At 57.7% G+C, this 19,816-nt stretch carries 13 protein-coding genes and 1 pseudogene; 7 read left to right on the forward strand and 7 right to left on the reverse strand.

Annotation, left to right across the window (positions count from 1 at the left end):
* Positions 1–5: 5 nt before the first annotated feature.
* Together ACMXYJ_RS16025 and ACMXYJ_RS16030 are read right to left on the reverse strand one after the other, a co-directional pair.
* Positions 6–545, reverse strand: a complete 540-nt coding sequence (locus ACMXYJ_RS16025; protein ID WP_415760611.1) for a Csu type fimbrial protein — start codon at positions 543–545, stop codon at positions 6–8.
* The gene (locus tag ACMXYJ_RS16030) at positions 539–1,030 is read right to left on the reverse strand and encodes a Csu type fimbrial protein (RefSeq protein ID WP_415760740.1); all 492 of its coding nucleotides are present in this window, start codon (positions 1,028–1,030) and stop codon (positions 539–541) included. Before ACMXYJ_RS16030 ends, ACMXYJ_RS16025 begins: the two co-directional genes overlap by 7 nt.
* A gap of 542 nt (positions 1,031–1,572) precedes the next feature.
* Here ACMXYJ_RS16030 and ACMXYJ_RS16035 point away from each other — a divergent pair.
* Positions 1,573–1,845, forward strand: a pseudogene (locus ACMXYJ_RS16035) (PAS domain-containing protein); the annotation flags it as partial.
* Positions 1,846–2,046: 201 nt separating this feature from the next.
* Positions 2,047–3,138 (forward strand): methyl-accepting chemotaxis protein, encoded by a 1,092-nt coding sequence (locus tag ACMXYJ_RS16040; protein ID WP_415760741.1) that lies wholly within the window; start codon positions 2,047–2,049, stop codon positions 3,136–3,138.
* A 161-nt stretch (positions 3,139–3,299) separates the two neighbouring features.
* On the opposite strand, the gene ACMXYJ_RS16045 is transcribed toward ACMXYJ_RS16040, so the two are convergent.
* The 3 genes from ACMXYJ_RS16045 to ACMXYJ_RS16055 all read right to left on the reverse strand — a co-directional run bounded on the left by ACMXYJ_RS16045 (position 3,300) and on the right by ACMXYJ_RS16055 (position 5,125).
* The gene (locus tag ACMXYJ_RS16045) at positions 3,300–3,896 is read right to left on the reverse strand and encodes a hypothetical protein (RefSeq protein WP_415760612.1); all 597 of its coding nucleotides are present in this window, start codon (positions 3,894–3,896) and stop codon (positions 3,300–3,302) included.
* Between the two features lie 316 nt (positions 3,897–4,212).
* Complete coding sequence (locus tag ACMXYJ_RS16050) at positions 4,213–4,677, reverse strand: hypothetical protein (RefSeq protein ID WP_415760613.1); 465 nt, start codon at positions 4,675–4,677, stop codon at positions 4,213–4,215.
* A 238-nt stretch (positions 4,678–4,915) separates the two neighbouring features.
* A complete protein-coding gene (locus tag ACMXYJ_RS16055; RefSeq protein WP_282314828.1) occupies positions 4,916–5,125 on the reverse strand; it encodes a hypothetical protein in 210 nt (69 codons plus the stop codon).
* A gap of 197 nt (positions 5,126–5,322) precedes the next feature.
* On the opposite strand from ACMXYJ_RS16055, the gene ACMXYJ_RS16060 reads away from it, so the two are divergent.
* Both ACMXYJ_RS16060 and ACMXYJ_RS16065 read left to right on the forward strand, forming a co-directional pair.
* A complete protein-coding gene (locus ACMXYJ_RS16060) occupies positions 5,323–6,144 on the forward strand; it encodes a MinD/ParA family protein (protein ID WP_415760614.1) in 822 nt (273 codons plus the stop codon).
* A 194-nt stretch (positions 6,145–6,338) separates the two neighbouring features.
* Positions 6,339–6,770: a hypothetical protein gene (locus tag ACMXYJ_RS16065; protein ID WP_415760615.1), complete on the forward strand. Its 432-nt coding sequence runs from the start codon at positions 6,339–6,341 to the stop codon at positions 6,768–6,770.
* Positions 6,771–6,932: 162 nt separating this feature from the next.
* Here the strand turns inward: ACMXYJ_RS16065 and ACMXYJ_RS16070 are convergent, their stop codons facing one another.
* Positions 6,933–7,610, reverse strand: coding sequence for a hypothetical protein (locus tag ACMXYJ_RS16070; RefSeq protein ID WP_415760616.1), 678 nt, complete (start codon positions 7,608–7,610; stop codon positions 6,933–6,935).
* 399 nt (positions 7,611–8,009) lie between these two features.
* Here ACMXYJ_RS16070 and ACMXYJ_RS16075 point away from each other — a divergent pair, with 399 nt between their 5' ends.
* Positions 8,010–8,300 carry a hypothetical protein gene (locus ACMXYJ_RS16075; protein WP_348129774.1) on the forward strand — a complete coding sequence of 97 codons (291 nt, stop codon included), beginning with the start codon at positions 8,010–8,012 and terminating at the stop codon, positions 8,298–8,300.
* A gap of 147 nt (positions 8,301–8,447) precedes the next feature.
* Here ACMXYJ_RS16075 and ACMXYJ_RS16080 read toward each other — a convergent pair whose 3' ends face one another.
* On the reverse strand, positions 8,448–8,876 hold the full coding sequence (locus tag ACMXYJ_RS16080; protein ID WP_415760617.1) for a hypothetical protein: 429 nt from the start codon (positions 8,874–8,876) through the stop codon (positions 8,448–8,450).
* 545 nt (positions 8,877–9,421) lie between these two features.
* Here ACMXYJ_RS16080 and ACMXYJ_RS16085 point away from each other — a divergent pair.
* The gene (locus tag ACMXYJ_RS16085) at positions 9,422–9,799 is read left to right on the forward strand and encodes a hypothetical protein (protein ID WP_027922974.1); all 378 of its coding nucleotides are present in this window, start codon (positions 9,422–9,424) and stop codon (positions 9,797–9,799) included.
* Between the two features lie 299 nt (positions 9,800–10,098).
* Positions 10,099–19,797 (forward strand): cadherin-like domain-containing protein, encoded by a 9,699-nt coding sequence (locus tag ACMXYJ_RS16090; protein ID WP_415760618.1) that lies wholly within the window; start codon positions 10,099–10,101, stop codon positions 19,795–19,797.
* The last annotated feature ends 19 nt before the right edge of the window (positions 19,798–19,816 follow it).

Raw genomic sequence — 19,816 nt, forward strand, 5'->3', positions numbered from 1 at the left:
ATGGTTTACCAATCCAGTGTCACCGTCAGGGTGTCTGTGTAGATTCCAGCCGGTAACGCCCTGGCATTCGCCTCCACCGAGCCGAATACCAAAATCGGTATTTGTGTGCTCTTGGTTACGACGAAATTGCGTTGTTGGCCGATGCTGTAGCTGTTGCGACCGGAAGCATCGGCAGAAAGACGATAGGGGATGGTCTGTCGACCATTGCTCAGGCGCCGGGTGCTGCCGTCGCCATGGGCACCACCATCGATGGTCACCGTGAAGCTGCTGACCGACGGGTTGCAAGAGACCGCCAACGGCGCCCTTTCACTGTCACTGATCTCGGCACTCGGGCGGTTGTCCCAAGTCGGGCCATGGTTGCCGAAATCCAGCACCTCCACTCGGCCGTCCGGGCTGACCGGAGCGCTGTCGGTGCCTTTGCTCACCTCGCAGCTGGCGGTGATCACCAGCCGCGCGTGAATCTGCCCGCTGACGGCAGCGTCGGCGTCATCGGCCAGCAGCAAGAGGCCGGCCAGCGCCGCGAAGGCACAACGGCGGGCTACCATGTCACCGTCACCTTGAGCAGGTCGGAATAGCGCCCGACCTGGGGAATGTCCTTGAGCGGCTCAATACGCCCGTAAAGCGGCAAATCCACCGACCCTGAATCCGGCACACGACCGCTGACCGGCACATTCACGGCCAGAGGGATTCGCCGGGCGGCGTCGGTATAAATCCGATAGGGAATGGGTTTGCCTGACGCAGACGCGGCAGCCAGGTAACGCACCTCGCCAACGCCACCGTGCAGGCCACCGTCGACTCGTACCTGATAGGGCGTATCCGGGTTGCACTCCAGGCGTGGTTGGCGCTGGCTGATCAGCGCGGCACTCAACGGGCCAGCGGGGTCATCCAGGCGCGGGCTGCTGCCAAAATCCAGCACTCCGAGTTGTTCGATACCGGTACTGCGAGTGGTACCCACCAATTGGCAACCACGCTGCACGTCAATGCGCACCTCCACTTGGAGCTGTGCACCGTAAACCGTGTCGCAGAGCATCGCGCTCACGACTGCCAAGACTGCGTGTCCCTTCACTGCCCCAATCCTTGTACAGGGGTGATTGCTGGGTATGAGGTTAGCAACGCAGGGGGAATCTGCCAGTCGGATCAGGTCTTGACGCCCGGCGTGGGGGCGGCTGACGGCCAGAAGCGAACTCTCGAACGCTCAGCGCTCAGCGCTCAATCCGGACGCTACTCAGATTCGGCACATGGCTCCCAGTAGCTAAACTAGCAAAAGACTTTTTCATTCAGGCGCTATGCTTTCCACGATCCGCTCACAGCATGGCGCCCAGATTGAGCCAAGAAAATCATTTATTCCCATAGAAAGTCCGCCGTACTCTGACTTTTTGTTGTTCACCCTAACCAGTGCAGGCTCAACACCGTCGCACGGGCTTAATCCATGCCAACCACCGCACTACAGTCACCGCTTAATCGACGAAAAAAATGAATGCAACCAATTGTTATTAAAGTATTTTTTGCAATATCACATTAACTTTTCTGAATGGCAGTCGATGGCCTTATAGGAACTAGGGAGCAGTCAGAATGAGAAATAATCAGCCAGTTACGCAGCGTGAAATTTCACTCGTCCCTCAGCAGAAGCTCATCTCCACAACAGATGCAAGAGGCGTTATCACATACTGCAATGACGCCTTCGTCGAGATCAGCGGTTTCAACAAGGTGGATCTGATCGGCGCGCCGCAAAATATCGTTCGTCACCCCGATGTACCCTCCGCCGTATTCGCCCACATGTGGGCCGCCCTTAAGCAAGGCAAGCCCTGGATGGGCATCGTCAAGAACCGCTCCAAAAACGGCGACCACTACTGGGTCAATGCCTACGTCACGCCCGTTTTCGAAGGTAGCCAGGTCGTTGGTTACGAATCGGTCAGAGTAAAGCCGACGGCCAACCAAATCCGCCGCGCCCAAGCGCTCTATAAGCGCATCAGCCTCGGAAAGGCTGCTGTCCCAAGCCGTGATCAATGGCAACCCGCCCTACTCGGCTGGCTGCCGGTTTTGGCGATGGGTTTAGTGGGCACGCTGGGCGGCGTCTTTCTCAGCACTGCTGAGGCCATCATGCTGGCTGTCGGGGTATCGGTTCCGGTCGGGCTGATTGTCTCGCGCCAGCAAAATCGAGGAGCGCTGCGTTTGCTGGAAATGGCTGAAGCCTCAACCTCAGACTCGTTGCTGGCCAAAATGTACAGCGACGAGCGCGGCCTTCAGGCGCGTCTTGAAACGGCCTTTGAGAGCCAGACATCCCGGCTCAAGACGTGCCTGACTCGGTTACAAGACACCGCAGAGCAACTCACAGGTCTGGCCGGAAGATCTGACGGCCTTGCCTCCGATAGTTCGCGCGGACTCGAACGCCAACGAGTCGAGACTGAGCAAGTGTCAGCCGCCGTAAATCAGATGGCGGCGACCACCCAAGAGGTCGCCAGCCATGTTCAGCGCACGGCTGATGCCACCCAGGAAGCCAATGTGCTGACCGGGCGTGGACGCGACGTGGCCCGAGACACCCGCGAAGCCATTCAGCGCCTCTCCGTGGTGGTGGGTGAAACAGGGCTGACAGTCGCGCAATTAGCTAAAGACAGTAATGAAATCGGGATGGTAGTCGATGTCATCAAAGGCATTGCCGATCAGACCAACCTGCTGGCGCTGAACGCTGCCATCGAAGCCGCGCGCGCGGGAGACATGGGTAGAGGTTTCGCGGTGGTCGCCGATGAAGTGCGCCAGTTGGCACAGCGCACGACTCAGTCCACGACTCAAATCCATAGCCTGATTTCCAAGCTACAGGTCTCGTCCAACAATGCCGTAAAGACCATGGAAAGCGGACATCGACAAGCCGAAGAAGGCGTCGCCTGGGTGCTTGAGGCAGACAAAGCATTGGTCGGTATCAGCGAAGCCGTAGCGCACATTACGGACATGACCACCCAGATTGCCGCGGCGACAGAAGAGCAAACCGCCGTAGCAGAGGAAATCAGCCGCAACATCACGACCATCGCGAATCTGGCAGATCAAACATCTGAACAGGCGAAACATTCCGCAGAGCTGAGTAAAGAATTAACTCAAACAGCCATGACCCAGTACTCATTGGTCGAGCGATTTAACCGCTAGTCAATCAACCTGCTCGACAAAAGCCCGCTATGCGCGGGCTTTCTAATTGCATTTGTATCCGTTCGCTCTGGGTCGATTTCGGCCAGTTGTGACAGGCAGAAATCGGCCAGGAGCAGCCAGTCAGATGTGTTTGGATAATCTGGAGTGATCCGGAGTACCGATTAATGCTTGCATGGGTTGAATGCCTCCAACTCCCCACGGGGAAGAGGTACTCCGATGTCCCATGGGGCATAGTTGTTCGGCAAGGGGACATTGGAAGACCAGTTTCCGGTTGCACGAACAAACAAGCCGTCTTGTACGGTGAGCAACGGTATGTGTTGGGACTGTAAATACCGAACTACTTGCGCCCTTTTTTTCACGTCCATTGCTCCTACAGTTTCGCCTAGGCTCAACGCGTAAAAATGCTCCGCCTCGAATAGGTGCACAGGCATCGTGTCCTGCTCCCCCCTCCAGATGTAACCGCATTGCACCTTGGGCGCGCGAAGTTCGCCAGCTTGCCGGTAGTGCTTATTGTCGAAAATTACCAAACGTAAACCACTACGCTCCGAGACAAGCAGCCCTTTTGTCGGTTCAGCTGGTTTCGTAACCCCATAGGGCACAGACATCCAGTTTGCCGGCACAACAAGTTCCGGCACTCCATCAAGTGCAAGGTCGCTCACCAGTTGAGAGGTAGCCTCCGGAGTTCCATAGGGCGCCTGGTATGCACATCCAGCAATCAGCGAGGTGGCAAAGGCCAGAGCAAACAAATCCTTCTTCATACGACCCTTCCTGAAAAGGCTCGTATTCAACACCAATTTCCCGTCTATCACCACTCGCCTATTTTGCAGAACGCGGCAGCCACATCCGCATAAATGTCTCTAGTCAGAAGCCGCAATCGTTGGATTCAGATCAGTCGTCACATGCAGAAATTGGCCGTTAGCTACCTTGCGCGAAAGGCAGCTATGGGTCGAATTCAGCCCTTCGTGACAGGCAGAAATCGGCCCATTGCGGTCAATCGATCTGAGGCGATGAGCTGGATGGCTTATACCAGTGAACTCTGGAGGCGACTAGATTGGACGAGATGATTTCTATCATTTAGTGGGGGGGTGTTTCTGGAGCGGGCATGTTGAGTATTGATCGAATAAATGTGTCATCAGACCCGCCTTGGAGGGCATATATGTACCAACTGCCTAAAACTTTTCTATAGCCAACATGCAGGCCTATGACTTCGCCATCATCTCGTTCAATTAGATAGTTTCTATTCTCGAATACTCCGGCTCGTTTAACACTTGGGCTGATGTGAACTTTGTACACGGAGTGCCCATCCAGCCAAGCAAGGTAGGCCTCTTGGCTTTTGGTTATTATCGTGGTTTCGTTTTTTTGCCACTTGTCGAAGTGACCGATAAACGCCTTGTCCCAGCAGTTGTTCTCAAAACGCGTCTCTATGCATTTTACATAGCTGCTTTCCAAGGAATCTATGTTTGCTATCAGTGAGTTGGCGTAGGCCGTGGAGGTGGTTCCCAGCGCCATCGCAATGACCAAAATAAGGTTTTGCTTCATGTGTTGTTGCTCCGTGCCCCAAAGCTCAATATGAAAAACCATCATCCAATGATAACCCCGCTCCGAGTCAGAGATATCTGGGCCATCCGGCTCAGACACCAGCTCGCAGAGCAATCAGAAGTCTGCCAGGGTGGAGGTCATGAGCCTGCCTTTGAGAGAAATTGGATGGCTAGTAATTTCGCACGCTCGGGAGATAGATGAATAGCGAAATTGAAGGACCGCTTCTGGCCGTTAACTGTCACTCAGGCGTCATTAGGACTGCGAGCGTAAGCTTGATGAACTCCTCGTTCTTGTCGATGGTGTCCAAGGCGCCGCGCACGTTGTCGGCGACGTCAGCCGAGCCGCGGGCCTCGACCCAATTGGAAAGCTCCAAGATGGCTGCTTCAAGGGCGAGCTGGTTTTCGTTGATCTTGAATAGCAGGGAAGGGAGTAGGTCTGAATTTGGCATAGCGATTCCTCCGTGAAGAGGTCAGCGTAGCAGTGGCAGTTCTGGTTCGCGTTATTGCCATGTAGTGGGTTACAGCGTTTCTGGTGATCCTGTGATACAGCTAGTGGCCATGTGTCTGCACTTTTCAGCTACCATTGCGCATCTAGGAATAGTTAGCGACTACTCGCACGCGTTGCACATGGAAGGTAATCAATAACATGGATGGTGTGCGTTCTGTACAAGTTATCGCCGTGACCGGCGGAAAGGGCGGCGTCGGCAAGACGACGGTGGCTGTGAATCTTTCATTGGCGCTGGCGAAGTTTGGAAGGCGAGTCGTATTGCTTGATGGCGATCTTGGCTTGGCGAATATCGATGTCCTGTTAGGGCTTTCCACGCAGTACACGCTTACCGATTTAATCGAAGGTCGCTGTGAGCTATCCGATGTACTTTTGCGTGGGCCGGGCGGGATACGAATCGTCCCCGCGGCTTCAGGCATCCAGAGCATGGTGCATTTGTCTCCGACTCAGCACGCAGGTCTGATCCAGGCCTTCAGTGAAATCGGTGACAGTCTCGATGTGCTGGTGATTGACACAGCTGCGGGCATCGGCTCGTCGGTGGTCAGTCTCGTCCGGGCGGCCCACGAAGTCTTGCTGGTGGTCTGCGACGAACCGACCTCGATCACCGATGCCTACGCACTGATCAAACTGCTTAATCGTGATTACGGAATGGACCGTTTCCGGGTGCTGGTCAATATGGTGCAGAGCCCGAATGAAGGTCGCGCGCTGTTCGCTAAATTGGCCAAAGTCACCGATCTCTTCCTCGACGTAACCCTACGGTATGTGGGAGCGGTTCCGTACGATGTATGTGCGCGTAGGGCAGTGCAGAAGCAGCGAGCAGTCTACGAACACTTTCCGCGCTCCAAGTGCGCCGAAGCATTTCAGGAAATCGCTTTAAAGGTCGACGCTTGGCCTTTGCTGACTACCCCCAGAGGGCATATGGAGTTCTTCGTTGACCGACTCGTCCATAATTCGAGAGGGTGACATTTCCCTCCCTGCCGTAAGAGTGGTGCGATTGTGGTGTCCGCTTATGGCCGATTTCTACCTACCGTGACCGGCTAAAATCAACCCATAACTGCCAGTCAACGATCGATTTCCAGGAAGGCTTTACCCCCACTGTACCTGGGATTTGATTAGCTACGCTTGGTGTATGACAAACAGCACGGACGGTGGCGAACATGCAAAAAAAGCTGTTTCTTTTCGATGATTTCTCAAAGAGTTGGCGGTTGATCAAAAGCTTGGTGTGTTCCTTATTTTTGTTGTGCGTCATCTGGGAGACGGCTTACGCAGCAAAGCGTTCCTCCGAATCGAGACCGGAGTTGTCGGCTGCCTTGGTGGGACGATATGTGGATAGTGGAATCTGTCGTAATGAGGAAGAGTGCCGTGCGTCACAGATAATGTTGGATCGCGGTGGGAGTGATGGGTTTAATATAAATTTTTACCGAGTATCTAATCCAGGGCTGGCTCAGTTATTGATTTCAGATATCTTGAATTATTGCGCAGCGCATCCTGGTGCCACAGCGAACGTTGCTTTTTATCCTGATGAAAAAAGGGTTGATTCCTTTTTTTTCACTACCGCCAAGCCTAAATGGACCTTGGAGGTTAGATAAATAAAACCCTACCGTGAATGTGCGAGCATTAGATGATTTTGCCCGACATTTTCTGGCAATGATTGGCCGGAAATAGCCATTGGCGGCAGACAGCAAACGACCCAAAACTGTTGGTGATAAGTAGCCATATAGCACGATGTCCAGGCTGCTACCGATAAACTACTAGCGATAGATTTGCCCCAAGAGTTCAACCGACTTTTTCAGCACGTCATTCCATGAGGGAAGATATAGATAGTTAAATCTGAGTGTAATGAGTGCACCTTCCTGCTCCGCTCCGGTTGTTAAATTGCAGAGTGCGCCTGTTGTTTTCGTCCTGTAAACACACTGAATTAAAAGCTCAATTTTTCCGCTATTATCGTTCTTCCAGTAAAGCTCAGTATGTAATTGAGCAAAAGACGGGTCTGGCCCAGTATAGAAGGATAGACCGAACCTATCAGGGTAAGCCTCCACGTCCTGGGGGTTGGCCTTTCTCAGAAGATATTTGAGCAGCGCGCCCAAATTCAGATCATCGGACTTGGCCCCAAATTCCAACGTACTAACCCCCACAGCAATATGCCTCGTATCGTTATCGTTGTAGACATTGAGTTGACCTGCGGGGGCCATATCGGGCCAATAGGCCTCCAGCACAAGCGACTTGACGGGATCCGAGCACTTTGTGATTTTCGGTGTAGTGCCGCTCCAGGAGTCGCCCTCTCTCTCGGGCCAAAAAAACAGATACGTTCTAGATACTGAATATTCTTTTCCGGCCAAGGTTCCACATACAGAAGGGGCATCTCCGCTAGCCATTATAGAAGCGAACACAGCTAGTATACCCGCTCCAATCTGGACGCCTGTTTTCACTATCGCTCCCACACCAGTACCTATCCTCGCTTAGCAAAAGTTCAGAGCCACAAGCATAGCTGGTGGTATTTCTCGGACCGAACCTCGGTGGCCTTCTACAAACTAAATGATGAAGTCGAAGGAACCGGCAATCCATCTGATGATAAGTTTAATTCTCTAAATCGCTGATTTTGACAACCGGTGAATATTTTTAAGGAGTCCCCATAAATCCTATCTTTGGAAAAAATGACGCCCCGATCGGCCGCTTTTGGCCGGTTTCTGCCTCTGCTGACCGGCAGCTTTGGGTCGGTTGCTGTCCTTCGCGACAGGCAGAAACCGGCCAATAGCGGGCATTCGAGAATCGTGCGCTCGCAGTCATGTTATGGTTAGAAACTGAAAGGTAACGTACGAAAATCAAACATGGATCTGGTTCAGCTCGCGCCTGCGACATATCACACAACGGACGACTACTGGCATCTTCTTCGCGCAGGAGATGGCTCAATCTATGTCCTCGTCAACTGCGAGGCGTCTTTTGTGAGTTACGAATGTCTGATTAAGCTCAACGACGAGGAATTGCGCGACTACCGAGGCTTGGGCTGGCTATCCATTCAGCACCTGGCTAACCGAATCAATTACTTTGTCGATGATTACAATGGCCGCCGGATCACGGGCCCTTTGCTCGAAGCAGCCATTCAGGCTTCGAAGCTCTAAACATCCCAAGACATCTGGGTAATGTTCGTCAATCCGCAGCCGAATGACGGCTAAGGGTCGATTTCCGCCCATAGCAATAGGCAGAGAACGGCCAATAGCGGAAGCCTGTTCCAGAGTTCCCCGAAAAGGGCGTAAATCATGGCGAACTCAGTCACAGCGCATGCAGTCTGCTTGACGTTTTTTTCTCACCCAATTGATCGTCAACAGCACACCGGCCGCAATTCCTTGCGACCCGCAGATAAGCCAGATGAGGCCTATGTGGAACAGCGTCCAGGCACTCACGCCCAGTAGCAATGTCAACAATACGCCAAGCAAAAGCAGCGGCAGGTGCCGCACAGAGGGAATGTCTTCCAGCGCGTCAGCAAAAATGCTCCAGCATGTCCACTGGGAGAACAACGACAGTACAAGCCATAACAGAATCTTTTCCCAGTTCGTCGTGGACTGTGAGGTGATTAAACTGATCGGCAAAGTGATGACAAACCAAAGAGTAAAGAAGACCGTCACGCTTGCAGGTACGGCATAGGCTGGAAGGGCAATGGCTATTTGAATTAACTTGAGTGTTTGCAATCGAGTCATCAAGTCACGCACTCCTAGCTAGTCGAAATTCGCCAACTCCGATGGCTTACATTGACTATAGCTCCGGGGACCACCTTAGCTCGGTCTATCCGAAAACTCATCCTGAGTCGTTGCGCAATGATGGATGGAACGATTCTAAAGATCGGTCTCGCTAACCGTCAGCTATTGGCCGTTTTCTGCCTGTCGCGACTGGCTGAAAACGACCGAGGCTGTGTGAAAACGTTTTCGAGCACGTTTGACAGTCAGGACGACGCCGAAAATCGCGTTCCTACGCAAATTTTCGGTCTGCTGATTAACCAAACGCTGGCAGATTTTACGTAGCAACGCAGACTTCAAAACGGCGCATGCGTTTTCACACAGCCTGGACCCAAAGCGGACGGAGGGAAAAAACCGTAGAGTCCTCCAGATCGTAAATGTTCGTTTGGTGATGGATTGCGAAAAATCGCCCTGCCTATGGCCAAGAAGTCTTGGAGAAAAACTGCGTTACAGATGGCTGATGATTAGAATGGGATCAAATTCACCGTGATGTCAGCAAAGGATGCTTTATGCCCCTCTTAACATGGGATCCTTTTGATCTAATCGCCGTACTCGGCGTCTTCCCCTCCCTGGATGAGTTCGAAACATCACACTGTTACGTTATCGAGCAAGGAACTGTCAGACTGAAATTGACAATTTGGCAATATGATTCTGATGTGGAAATTCAGGTGAGTGAGGCTTCACTACCAAACCCCATTATCAAATACACAATGCTTGGATGCCCCGGTATCCGCGTTGTTGATGACAAGCGCGGTAAATTCTTGGAGTTTGCAGCTTCGAATACTTTCACTGGGCGATACGACGGGTATTCGGTAATTCCCTACGGTTTAAGGTTGTGGGTCGAACCTCAAATTTTGCTGGAGCCGTTCACTTACGCGTCTGCTTAGAGAGAATGACGGACGGTCATGAGTATGCGCTTTTGGCTGTTCTCCGTCGGTTGTGACCGGCTGCTTTTGGCCGATTTCTGCCTGTCACAACTGTCCGAAATCGACCCAGAGCGAACGGATACAAATGCAATTAGAAAGCCCGCGTATGTCCTGTTAGACAAGGCCGACGGGCAACCGGGCATTGGATCCGACGTTCAGACGAAAGGTTTGCCTGGTCATTCAAATGGATGAGGGCCAGCAAGAGGCTGCGGACTACGCTCCTAGAGTCGAAAAACTTCGTACTCATCAGGGGTTAGGTAATGGCCACCATCAACGGTAATGATAGCGCCAACATTCTGACAGGGGGCGCCGCGTCCGACACCCTCAATGGTCTGGGCGGTGACGATACCCTCTACGGCAACGCGGGTAACGATACGCTGGACGGTGGCACCGGCAATGACCGGCTCCTGGGTGGGCGCGGCAGCGATACCTACCGGTTCGGCCAGGGCTATGGCTTCGATGTGATCGACAATTCCGGTGGCGCCAACAGCGACGTCGACATCCTCCGGTTGACCAACCTCAACGCCAACCAGATCCGCTTGACCCGCATGGGCAACGACCTGGTGCTCACCGTTCTGGCCACTGGCGAAACCATCACCGTGAGCCTGTGCTTTCTCGATGCAGACCATGCGATCGACCGAATCCAGTTCGCGGATGGCAGCAGTTGGGGTGTCAGCGAGGCGTTGGCTAACCTCTATTACCCGCCAGTTGCGCCGACCAATGGCGCGGACGTGATCAACGGAAATCCCACCGATGACACTCTCCTGGGCCTGGGTGGCAACGATACGCTGTATGGCAACGGCGGCAATGACACGCTTGACGGCGGCAGCGGCAACGACCGCATGGAAGGTGGCGTGGGGAATGACACGTATGTGGTTGATACCGCCGCAGATGTGGTCGTGGAGGCCAGCAACGCGGGCGATGATCTGGTCCGGGCCAGCATCAGCTACACCTTGGGCAGCAACGTCGAGCGCCTGACCCTGACCGGCAGTGCCAATATCAATGGCACGGGCAACGCCCTTGCCAACACTCTGATCGGCAACGCTGGCAATAATCAGCTTGACGGCGGTGCCGGCAACGACCTGCTCCAGGGCGGCGATGGCAATGACACTCTGCAAGGCGGCTTGGGCAATGACAGCCTGAACGGCGACGCCGGCAACGACCTGCTTGACGGTGGTGCTGGCAACGACAGCATGGCGGGCGGCAGCGGCGACGATATCTACATCGTCGATCAGAGTGGCGACAGCCTGTCCGAACTGGCAGGTGGTGGCAACGATACCGTCCGCGCCTCGTTGAACTACAGCCTGGGCGCCAACCTGGAAAATCTCGAACTCACCGGCACCAGTAATCTCAATGGCACCGGCAATGCCCTGGCCAACAGCCTGACCGGCAACACTGGCAATAACCTCCTCGATGGTGGTACCGGTGATGACTTTATGGCGGGTCGCCGCGGCAGCGACACCTACCGCTACGGCACTAACTATGGCAATGACGTGATCGATAACAGTGGCGGTGTCAGCGCCGACGTCGATACCGTGCAGCTGGTGGGGCTCAACAGTAACAACGTGCGCTTCGTGCACACCGGAAACGACCTGCAGATGGTGGTGCTGGCAACCTCCCAGACCCTGACCTTGAAAAACTTTTATCTGGGCGCCGATTACGAGATCGACCAGGTTCGTTTCGGTAACAACGTGGTCTGGAACACCGCCGCCCTCAAGGCCGCGGCTACTCTTCCAGTCAACGCTGCTCCAAGCTCGACCAATGACACTCAGACCACCCTGGAGGACACGCCAGTCATCTTGGGCAGCGCCGACTTCGGCACCTACAGCGATCCGGAAAACACCCCGCTGGCCGCGGTGAAAATTACCAGCCTGCCGTTGCTAGGCAGTCTGCAGTACAACAATGGCAGTGCCTGGGTCGCGGTGGTTCAGGATCAGGTCATCAGCAAGGCCGACCTCGACACCGGCAAACTGCAATACGTGCCGGCCCTCAATGGCAATGGCAGCAACTACGTCAGCATCGGCTTCAAAGTCAGCGACGGCACGGCTTTTGCCGTCAACGCCAATACCCTGAGCATTAATGTGACGCCGGTCAATGATGCGCCAACCATCAGCAGCCCGGTCAGCCTGCCCAACGGCGTGGAAGACAGCGCCTACACCTTCACGGCTGCCCAGTTGCTGGCCAACGCCAGCGACGTCGATGTCGGCGACAGCCTGAGTGTGCAGAGCGTCAGCGTTGACTCGAGTCTCGGATCCTTGACCAACAATGGCAACGGCAGCTGGACCTTTACTCCGGCGAGCAATCTCAATGGGCCGGTGAATTTCGCTGTGGTCGTGAGTGACGGCAGCCTTCAGGTCGCCACCACGGCGCAGCTGAATCTGGCGGCGGTGAATGATGCGCCGGTGGTGAATGGGGTGCCGTGGGCCGAAGGCAACGAGAACGGTTTCATATCGGCGAATGTGAGTACGAGCGTACAGGACCCGGACGGTGATTCGCTGACCTACACCTTCGATCCTCAAAGCACCTTGGGCGGCAGCGTTGCAGCCTTTGTCGAGTCTCCCGGGGCCTTCTTCTACAGTGGTAATTCGGCGGTCATCAACAGCCTTGCTGCGGGAGCGCAGGCGGTCGATGTGATTGCCTTTACCGTGCAGGACGGACAGGGTGGCTCGGCCAGCGGCACCTATGAGGTGCGCCTGACCGGGGTCAATGATGCGCCAATCGTGGCCACTGCACTGCTCGCGCAAAATGCCAGCCAAGACTCGCCCTTCAGCTACACCGTGCCGCTCGCCACATTCACCGATGTGGATGCCGGCGATACCCTCGGCTACAGCGCCAGCCTGGCCAATGGTGACCCGTTGCCGAGCTGGCTGAGTTTTGATCCGGTCAGCCGCAGCTTTAGTGGTACGCCGGGGAATGGTGATGTGGGCAGTTTGAGTGTGAGAGTGACGGCTGCCGATGGCAGCAATGCGACGGTTAGCAGCAGTTTCACCCTTAGCATCGGCAACACTAACGATGCGCCTGTTGTCAGTGCGCCGAGCGCTTTGCCTTCCGGCACGGAAGACACGGCCTATGGCATTACCGCCGCGCAGTTGCTGGCCAAAGCCAGCGATCCGGACGGTGACACCTTGTCCGTCGCTAACCTCAGCGCCAACCACGGCACGCTGGTCGATAACGGCGACGGCAGCTGGAGCTTTACACCGGATGCCAATTACAACGGCGCGGTCACGCTGAACTACCAGGTCATCGATGGCCATGGCGGTTCGGTCGCCGCTACGCAGGGCTTCGATCTGGTGGCGGTGAATGATGCGCCGACCGTAGCCGCCGCACTCGTCGCGCAAAATGCCAGCGAAGACTCACCCTTCAACTACACCGTGCCGCTCGCGACCTTCGCCGATGTAGATGCCGGCGATACCCTCGGCTACAGCGCGAGCCTGGCCAACGGCGACACATTGCCGAGCTGGCTGAGCTTCGATCCGGTCAGCCGCAGCTTCAGCGGCACGCCGGGTAATGGTGATGTGGGCAGTCTGAGTGTGCGGGTGACGGCGACCGATGGCAGTAATGCCACGGCGAGCAGCAGTTTCACTCTGACCATCGGCAACACCAACGATGCGCCGATTGTCAGCGCCCCGAGCGCGTTGCCTTCCGGCACGGAAGACACGGCCTATGGCATTACCGCCGCGCAGTTGCTGGCCAACGCCAGCGATCCGGATGGCGACACCTTGTCCGTTGCCAACCTCAGCGCCAACCATGGGACGTTGCTCGATAACGGCGACGGCAGCTGGAGCTTTATACCGGATGCCAACTACAACGGCGCGGTCGCGCTCAACTACCAGGTCATCGATGGCCATGGCGGCTCGGTTGCCGCTACCCAGGGCTTCAGCCTGGTGGCGGTGAATGATGCGCCGACACTGCAGGTGGCGTTGTCCGACCAACTCAACGGGCTGGGGCAAGCCGTTGCTTACACCTTGCCGGCAAATACCTTTGCCGACATTGATGCCGGCGACAGCCTGATCCTGAGTGCCCGCTTGGCCAATGGCGCCCCTTTGCCGACCTGGCTGAGCTTCAACCCGGTCAACCGTAGCTTCAGCGGCACGCCACCGGCAGGCACCCAGCCAGGGGGAATAGGCATCACCGTTACGGCGACCGACTCGGGCGGGCTTTCGGTGAGTGATGACTTCACGCTGAACCTGCTTAGCGCCTTGGTCGGCACACCCAACGACGACGTGCTCAACGGCAGCGTGGTCGACGATGCGATTTATGGCTTGGCCGGCAACGATACGCTGAACGGTTTTGGCGGTGATGACCTGCTCGATGGGGGCAGTGGTTTTGACTTTCTGTACGGTGGCCAAGGCAACGACACGTTGCTGGCGGGCAATGACACTGACGGCAGTCAGCTCTCTGGTGAGGACGGCAACGACATACTGACCGGTAGCGGTGGCACGGACTATCTGTATGGTGGCAATGGCAATGACACGCTTGACGGCGGCAGCGGTAATGATTTCCTGTTCGGCGAGGCGGGTAGCGATATGCTCCATGGCGGTGACGGCAACGACACCCTGAGTGATTTCGACGGCTCCGGCCAGGTCACCAACAACAGTCTCGATGGGGGGGCCGGTGACGACACAATCTCGGTCTTCCAGTACAACGTCAATTCGGTCACCACGGTCACCGGTGGCAGTGGGCGCGACACCTACCAGTTGCGGCCTGACTCCTTTGGCCAACTGCTCGTCAGCGACTTCGCTCCTGGCGCCACGGGTGACATCCTCAGCATCAACCTCTTGCTGCTCAACAGCAACGGCTACAGTGGCGGCAACCCGTTCGACCCGGCGTTGGGCTACCTGCGCCTGGTACAGCAAGGCGCCGACACGCTGCTGCAGTGGGATCGGGACGGTGCGGCCGTCGCCACTAGCAGTTGGCAGACCATCATCACGCTGCAGAATACCAATGCGGCGACGCTGACCCTCGACAACTTCGCGCCTGCCGCGCCGCCGGATGGCAGCTCATTGGGTCTGACGCTGAACGGCACACCCAACGACGACGTGCTCAACGGCAGCGTGGTCGACGATGCGATTTATGGCTTGGCCGGCAACGATACGCTGAACGGTTTTGGCGGTGATGACCTGCTCGATGGGGGCAGTGGTTTTGACTTTCTGTACGGTGGCCAAGGCAACGACACGTTGCTGGCGGGCAATGACACTGACGGCAGTCAGCTCTCTGGTGAGGACGGCAACGACATACTGACCGGTAGCGGTGGCACGGACTATCTGTATGGTGGCAATGGCAATGACACGCTTGACGGCGGCAGCGGTAATGATTTCCTGTTCGGCGAGGCGGGTAGCGATATGCTCCATGGCGGTGACGGCAACGACACCCTGAGTGATTTCGACGGCTCCGGCCAGGTCACCAACAACAGTCTCGATGGGGGGGCCGGTGACGACACAATCTCGGTCTTCCAGTACAACGTCAATTCGGTCACCACGGTCACCGGTGGCAGTGGGCGCGACACCTACCAGTTGCGGCCTGACTCCTTTGGCCAACTGCTCGTCAGCGACTTCGCTCCTGGCGCCACGGGTGACATCCTCAGCATCAACCTCTTGCTGCTCAACAGCAACGGCTACAGTGGCGGCAACCCGTTCGACCCGGCGTTGGGCTACCTGCGCCTGGTACAGCAAGGCGCCGACACGCTGCTGCAGTGGGATCGGGACGGTGCGGCCGTCGCCACTAGCAGTTGGCAGACCATCATCACGCTGCAGAATACCAATGCGGCGACGTTGACCCTCGACAACTTCGCGCCTGCCGCGCCGCCGGATGGCAGCTCATTGGGTCTGACGCTGAACGGCACACCCAACGACGACGTGCTCAACGGCAGCGTGGTCGACGATGCGATTTATGGCTTGGCCGGCAACGATACGCTGAACGGTTTTGGCGGTGATGACCTGCTCGATGGGGGCAGTGGTTTTGACTTTCTGTACGGTGGCCAAGGCAACGACACGTTGCTGGCGGGCAATGACACTGACGGCAGTCAGCTCTCTGGTGAGGACGGCAACGACATACTGACCGGTAGCGGTGGCACGGACTATCTGTATGGTGGCAATGGCAATGACACGCTTGACGGCGGCAGCGGTAATGATTTCCTGTTCGGCGAGGCGGGTAGCGATATGCTCCATGGCGGTGACGGCAACGACACCCTGAGTGATTTCGACGGCTCCGGCCAGGTCACCAACAACAGTCTCGATGGGGGGGCCGGTGACGACACAATCTCGGTCTTCCAGTACAACGTCAATTCGGTCACCACGGTCACCGGTGGCAGTGGGCGCGACACCTACCAGTTGCGGCCTGACTCCTTTGGCCAACTGCTCGTCAGCGACTTCGCTCCTGGCGCCACGGGTGACATCCTCAGCATCAACCTCTTGCTGCTCAACAGCAACGGCTACAGTGGCGGCAACCCGTTCGACCCGGCGTTGGGCTACCTGCGCCTGGTACAGCAAGGCGCCGACACGCTGCTGCAGTGGGATCGGGACGGTGCGGGTGTCGCCACGAACAGCTGGCAGACCGTTATCACGCTGCAGAACACCAATGCGGCAGCGCTGACCCTCGACAACTTCGCGCCAGCCACGTCGCCAGCAGGCGGTGTGATCAATCTGATCGAAGGCGGCGCCGGCGACGATCCGCTGACTGGTACGGCGTTGGCCGACCGCCTGCTTGGCCACAACGGTAACGACATGCTGTTTGGTCTCGCAGGCGATGACGAACTCGATGGCGGTGCTGGCAACGACCTGCTGGATGGCGGGGCGGGCAACGATACCGCGCTGTTCGCCGCAGCGATGAGCCATTACACAGTCACACTCGACGCGCGCGGCTATCTGACGGCACAGGCCGACGCCACCAGTGGCGAGGCGGGGCTGGACCGGGTGCAGTACGTCGAGCAATTGCAGTTCGTCGACGGCAGCATAATGGTCGAAGGCGCGCCCGGCGGTGAGGTGCGGGTCAACAGCACCACCGCGTACGATCAGGAGCAACCGGCGATCACCGCGTTGGCCGACGGCGGTTATATGGTGAGCTGGATGTCGTTCATCCAGGACGGTAGCTTCTGGGGAATCTATGCCCAGCGCTTCGATGCCAGCGGCGCGGCGCTGGGCGGCGAGGTGCGGGTCAACAGCACCACTGCATCCTATCAGCAGCAACCGGCGATCGGCGCGCTCAGCGACGGCGGCTATGTGGTGAGCTGGATGTCGCTCGATCAGGACGGCAGCGGCTGGGGTATTTACGCCCAGCGCTTCGCTGCCAGCGGCACGATGGTGGGAGGCGAGGTCCGGGTCAACAGCACCACTGCGAACCACCAAATCCAACCGACAATCGGCGCGTTGGCCGACGGCGGTTATGTGGTGAGCTGGATGTCGCTCGACCAGGACGGCAGCGGCTGGGGTATCTATGCCCAGCGCTACGCTGCCAGCGGCGCGGCGCTGGGCGGCGAGGTGCGGGTCAACAGCACCACCGCGTCCGATCAGCAGCAACCGGCGATCGCCGCGCTCAGCGACGGCGGTTATGTGGTGAGCTGGATGTCGGCTAATCAGGACGGCAGCGGCTATGGCATATATGTCCAGCGTTTCAATGCCAGCAGCGCGGCGTTGGGCGGCGAGGTGCGGGTCAACAGCACCACCGCGTCTGACCAGCAGCAACCGGCGATTGGCGCGCTCAGTGATGGCAGTTATGTGGTGAGCTGGATGTCGGTCGACCAAGATGGCAGCGGCTACGGCATCTATGCCCAGCGTTTCGATGTCAACGGCGCGGCGCTGGGTGGCGAGGTGCGGGTCAACAGCACCACCGCGTCCGATCAGCAGCAACCGGCGATCGCCGCCCTCGGCGACGGCGGCTATGTGGTGAGCTGGATGTCGGTCGACCAAGATGGCAGCGGCTACGGCATCTATGCCCAGCGCTTCGATGCCAGCGGCGCGGCGCTGGGCGGCGAGGTGCGGGTCAACAGCACCACCGCGTCTGAGCAGCAGCAACCGGCGATTGGCGCGCTCAGCGACGGCGGGTATGTGGTGAGCTGGATGTCGGCTAATCAGGACGGCAGCGGCTTGGGCATCTATGCGCAGCGCTTTGATGCCAGCGGTCAGCCAGTCGTCAACACGCTGACCTTGAAGGGGGATGCTGGCGACAATCTAGTCCAGCTCGGCGCCAGCGATGAGCGCATTGCCGGGGGCGGCGGCAATGACGTGTTGGATGGCGGCGAGGGGCAGGATACCGCCCTTTACCAGGGCAACCAGCGTGACTTCGTCCTCGCTTTTCAGGGGGCGCAGGCTCTGGTTATCACCGATCAAAACGTAGCGGATGTCGATGAAGGAATCGATGTGCTGCAGAACTTCGAAACGCTGCAGTTTGGTGATGGCGTCCATCTGCGGGTAGGCGGCGAGGTGCGGGTCAACAGCACCACCGCGTCCGATCAGCAGCAACCGGCGATCGGCGCGCTCAGCGACGGCGGCTATGTGGTGAGCTGGATGTCGCTCGATCAGGACGGCAGCGGCTGGGGCATCTACGCCCAGCGCTATGCTGCCAGCGGCGCAGCGCTGGGCGGCGAGGTGCGGGTCAACAGCACCACCGCGTCCGATCAGCAGCAACCGGCGATCGGCGCGCTCAGCGACGGCGGCTATGTGGTGAGCTGGATGTCGCTCGATCAGGACGGCAGCGGCTGGGGAATTTACGCCCAGCGCTATGCTGCCAGCGGCGCAGCGCTGGGCGGCGAGGTGCGGGTCAACAGCACCACCGCGTCCGATCAGCAGCAACCGGCGATCGGCGCGCTCAGCGACGGCGGCTATGTGGTGAGCTGGATGTCGGTCGACCAAGATGGCAGCGGCTACGGCATCTATGCCCAGCGTTTCGATGCCAGCAGCGCGGCGCTGGGCGGCGAGGTGCGGGTCAACAGCACCACCGCGTCTGAGCAGCACCAACCGGCGATCGACGCGCTCGGCGACGGCGGCTATGTGGTGAGCTGGATGTCGTTCAATCAGGACGGCAGCGGCTACGGCATCTATGCCCAGCGTTTCGATGCCAGCGGCGCGGCGCTGGGCGGCGAGGTGCGGGTCAACAGCACCACCGCGTACGATCAGGAGCAACCGGCGATCACCGCGTTGGCCGACGGCGGTTATATGGTGAGCTGGATGTCGTTCATCCAGGACGGTAGCTTCTGGGGAATCTATGCCCAGCGCTTCGATGCCAGCGGCGCGGCGCTGGGCGGCGAGGTGCGGGTCAACAGCACCACCGCGTCCGATCAGCAGCAACCGGCGATCGGCGCGCTCAGCGACGGCGGCTATGTGGTGAGCTGGATGTCGCTCGATCAGGACGGCAGCGGCTGGGGTATTTACGGCCAGCGCTTCGCTGCCAGCGGCACGATGGTGGGAGGCGAGGTCCGGGTCAACAGCACCACTGCGAACCACCAAATCCAACCGACAATCGGCGCGTTGGCCGACGGCGGTTATGTGGTGAGCTGGAAGTCGCTCGACCAAGATGGCAGCGGCGGGGGCATCTACAGCCAACGCTACGACGCCAACGGCAACCCGGTCGTCGACCACCTCGAATGGACTGGCGACGCCTCGGCCAACCTGATCCGCAGTACCGTCGAAACCGACTGGTTCAACGGCGGCGCTGGAGCCGATACCTTCCAGTTCGCCCAGTTACCTGGCGCGCGTGCCGATCTGATCACCGACTTCACCCAAGGCAACGATTTGCTGGCGCTCAACTCTGGGGTGTTCAACTTGCAGGGCCAGACCGTCGCCGAGGCGCTGGCCAATGTCAGTGGGGTGCAAAATGAGGCGGCAGGGGCAAACCTGGTGTTCAATCAGAATGACCACACGCTCTATTACGATGCCGACGGCGCGGCCAACGGCAACGCGGTCGCGGTGGTGACTCTGGCCGGTGTGGCGACTCTGACGGCGAGTGATGTGCAGATGTTCGTCTAAGGTGTCGGGGGTTGCAGGA

The sequence above is a fragment of the Pseudomonas arabinosi genome, assembly GCF_047758675.1.
GTDB lineage: Bacteria > Pseudomonadota > Gammaproteobacteria > Pseudomonadales > Pseudomonadaceae > Aquipseudomonas > Aquipseudomonas arabinosi.

Coding starts and splice junctions, on each gene's coding strand:
- ACMXYJ_RS16025 (WP_415760611.1), bottom strand. CDS start 545: ATGGTAGCCCGCCGTTGTGCCTTCGCGGCGCTGGCCGGCCTCTTGCTG.
- ACMXYJ_RS16030 (WP_415760740.1), bottom strand. CDS start 1,030: ATGCTCTGCGACACGGTTTACGGTGCACAGCTCCAAGTGGAGGTGCGC.
- ACMXYJ_RS16040 (WP_415760741.1), top strand. CDS start 2,047: ATGGGTTTAGTGGGCACGCTGGGCGGCGTCTTTCTCAGCACTGCTGAG.
- ACMXYJ_RS16045 (WP_415760612.1), bottom strand. CDS start 3,896: ATGAAGAAGGATTTGTTTGCTCTGGCCTTTGCCACCTCGCTGATTGCT.
- ACMXYJ_RS16050 (WP_415760613.1), bottom strand. CDS start 4,677: ATGAAGCAAAACCTTATTTTGGTCATTGCGATGGCGCTGGGAACCACC.
- ACMXYJ_RS16055 (WP_282314828.1), bottom strand. CDS start 5,125: ATGCCAAATTCAGACCTACTCCCTTCCCTGCTATTCAAGATCAACGAA.
- ACMXYJ_RS16060 (WP_415760614.1), top strand. CDS start 5,323: ATGGATGGTGTGCGTTCTGTACAAGTTATCGCCGTGACCGGCGGAAAG.
- ACMXYJ_RS16065 (WP_415760615.1), top strand. CDS start 6,339: ATGCAAAAAAAGCTGTTTCTTTTCGATGATTTCTCAAAGAGTTGGCGG.
- ACMXYJ_RS16075 (WP_348129774.1), top strand. CDS start 8,010: ATGGATCTGGTTCAGCTCGCGCCTGCGACATATCACACAACGGACGAC.
- ACMXYJ_RS16080 (WP_415760617.1), bottom strand. CDS start 8,876: ATGACTCGATTGCAAACACTCAAGTTAATTCAAATAGCCATTGCCCTT.
- ACMXYJ_RS16085 (WP_027922974.1), top strand. CDS start 9,422: ATGCCCCTCTTAACATGGGATCCTTTTGATCTAATCGCCGTACTCGGC.
- ACMXYJ_RS16090 (WP_415760618.1), top strand. CDS start 10,099: ATGGCCACCATCAACGGTAATGATAGCGCCAACATTCTGACAGGGGGC.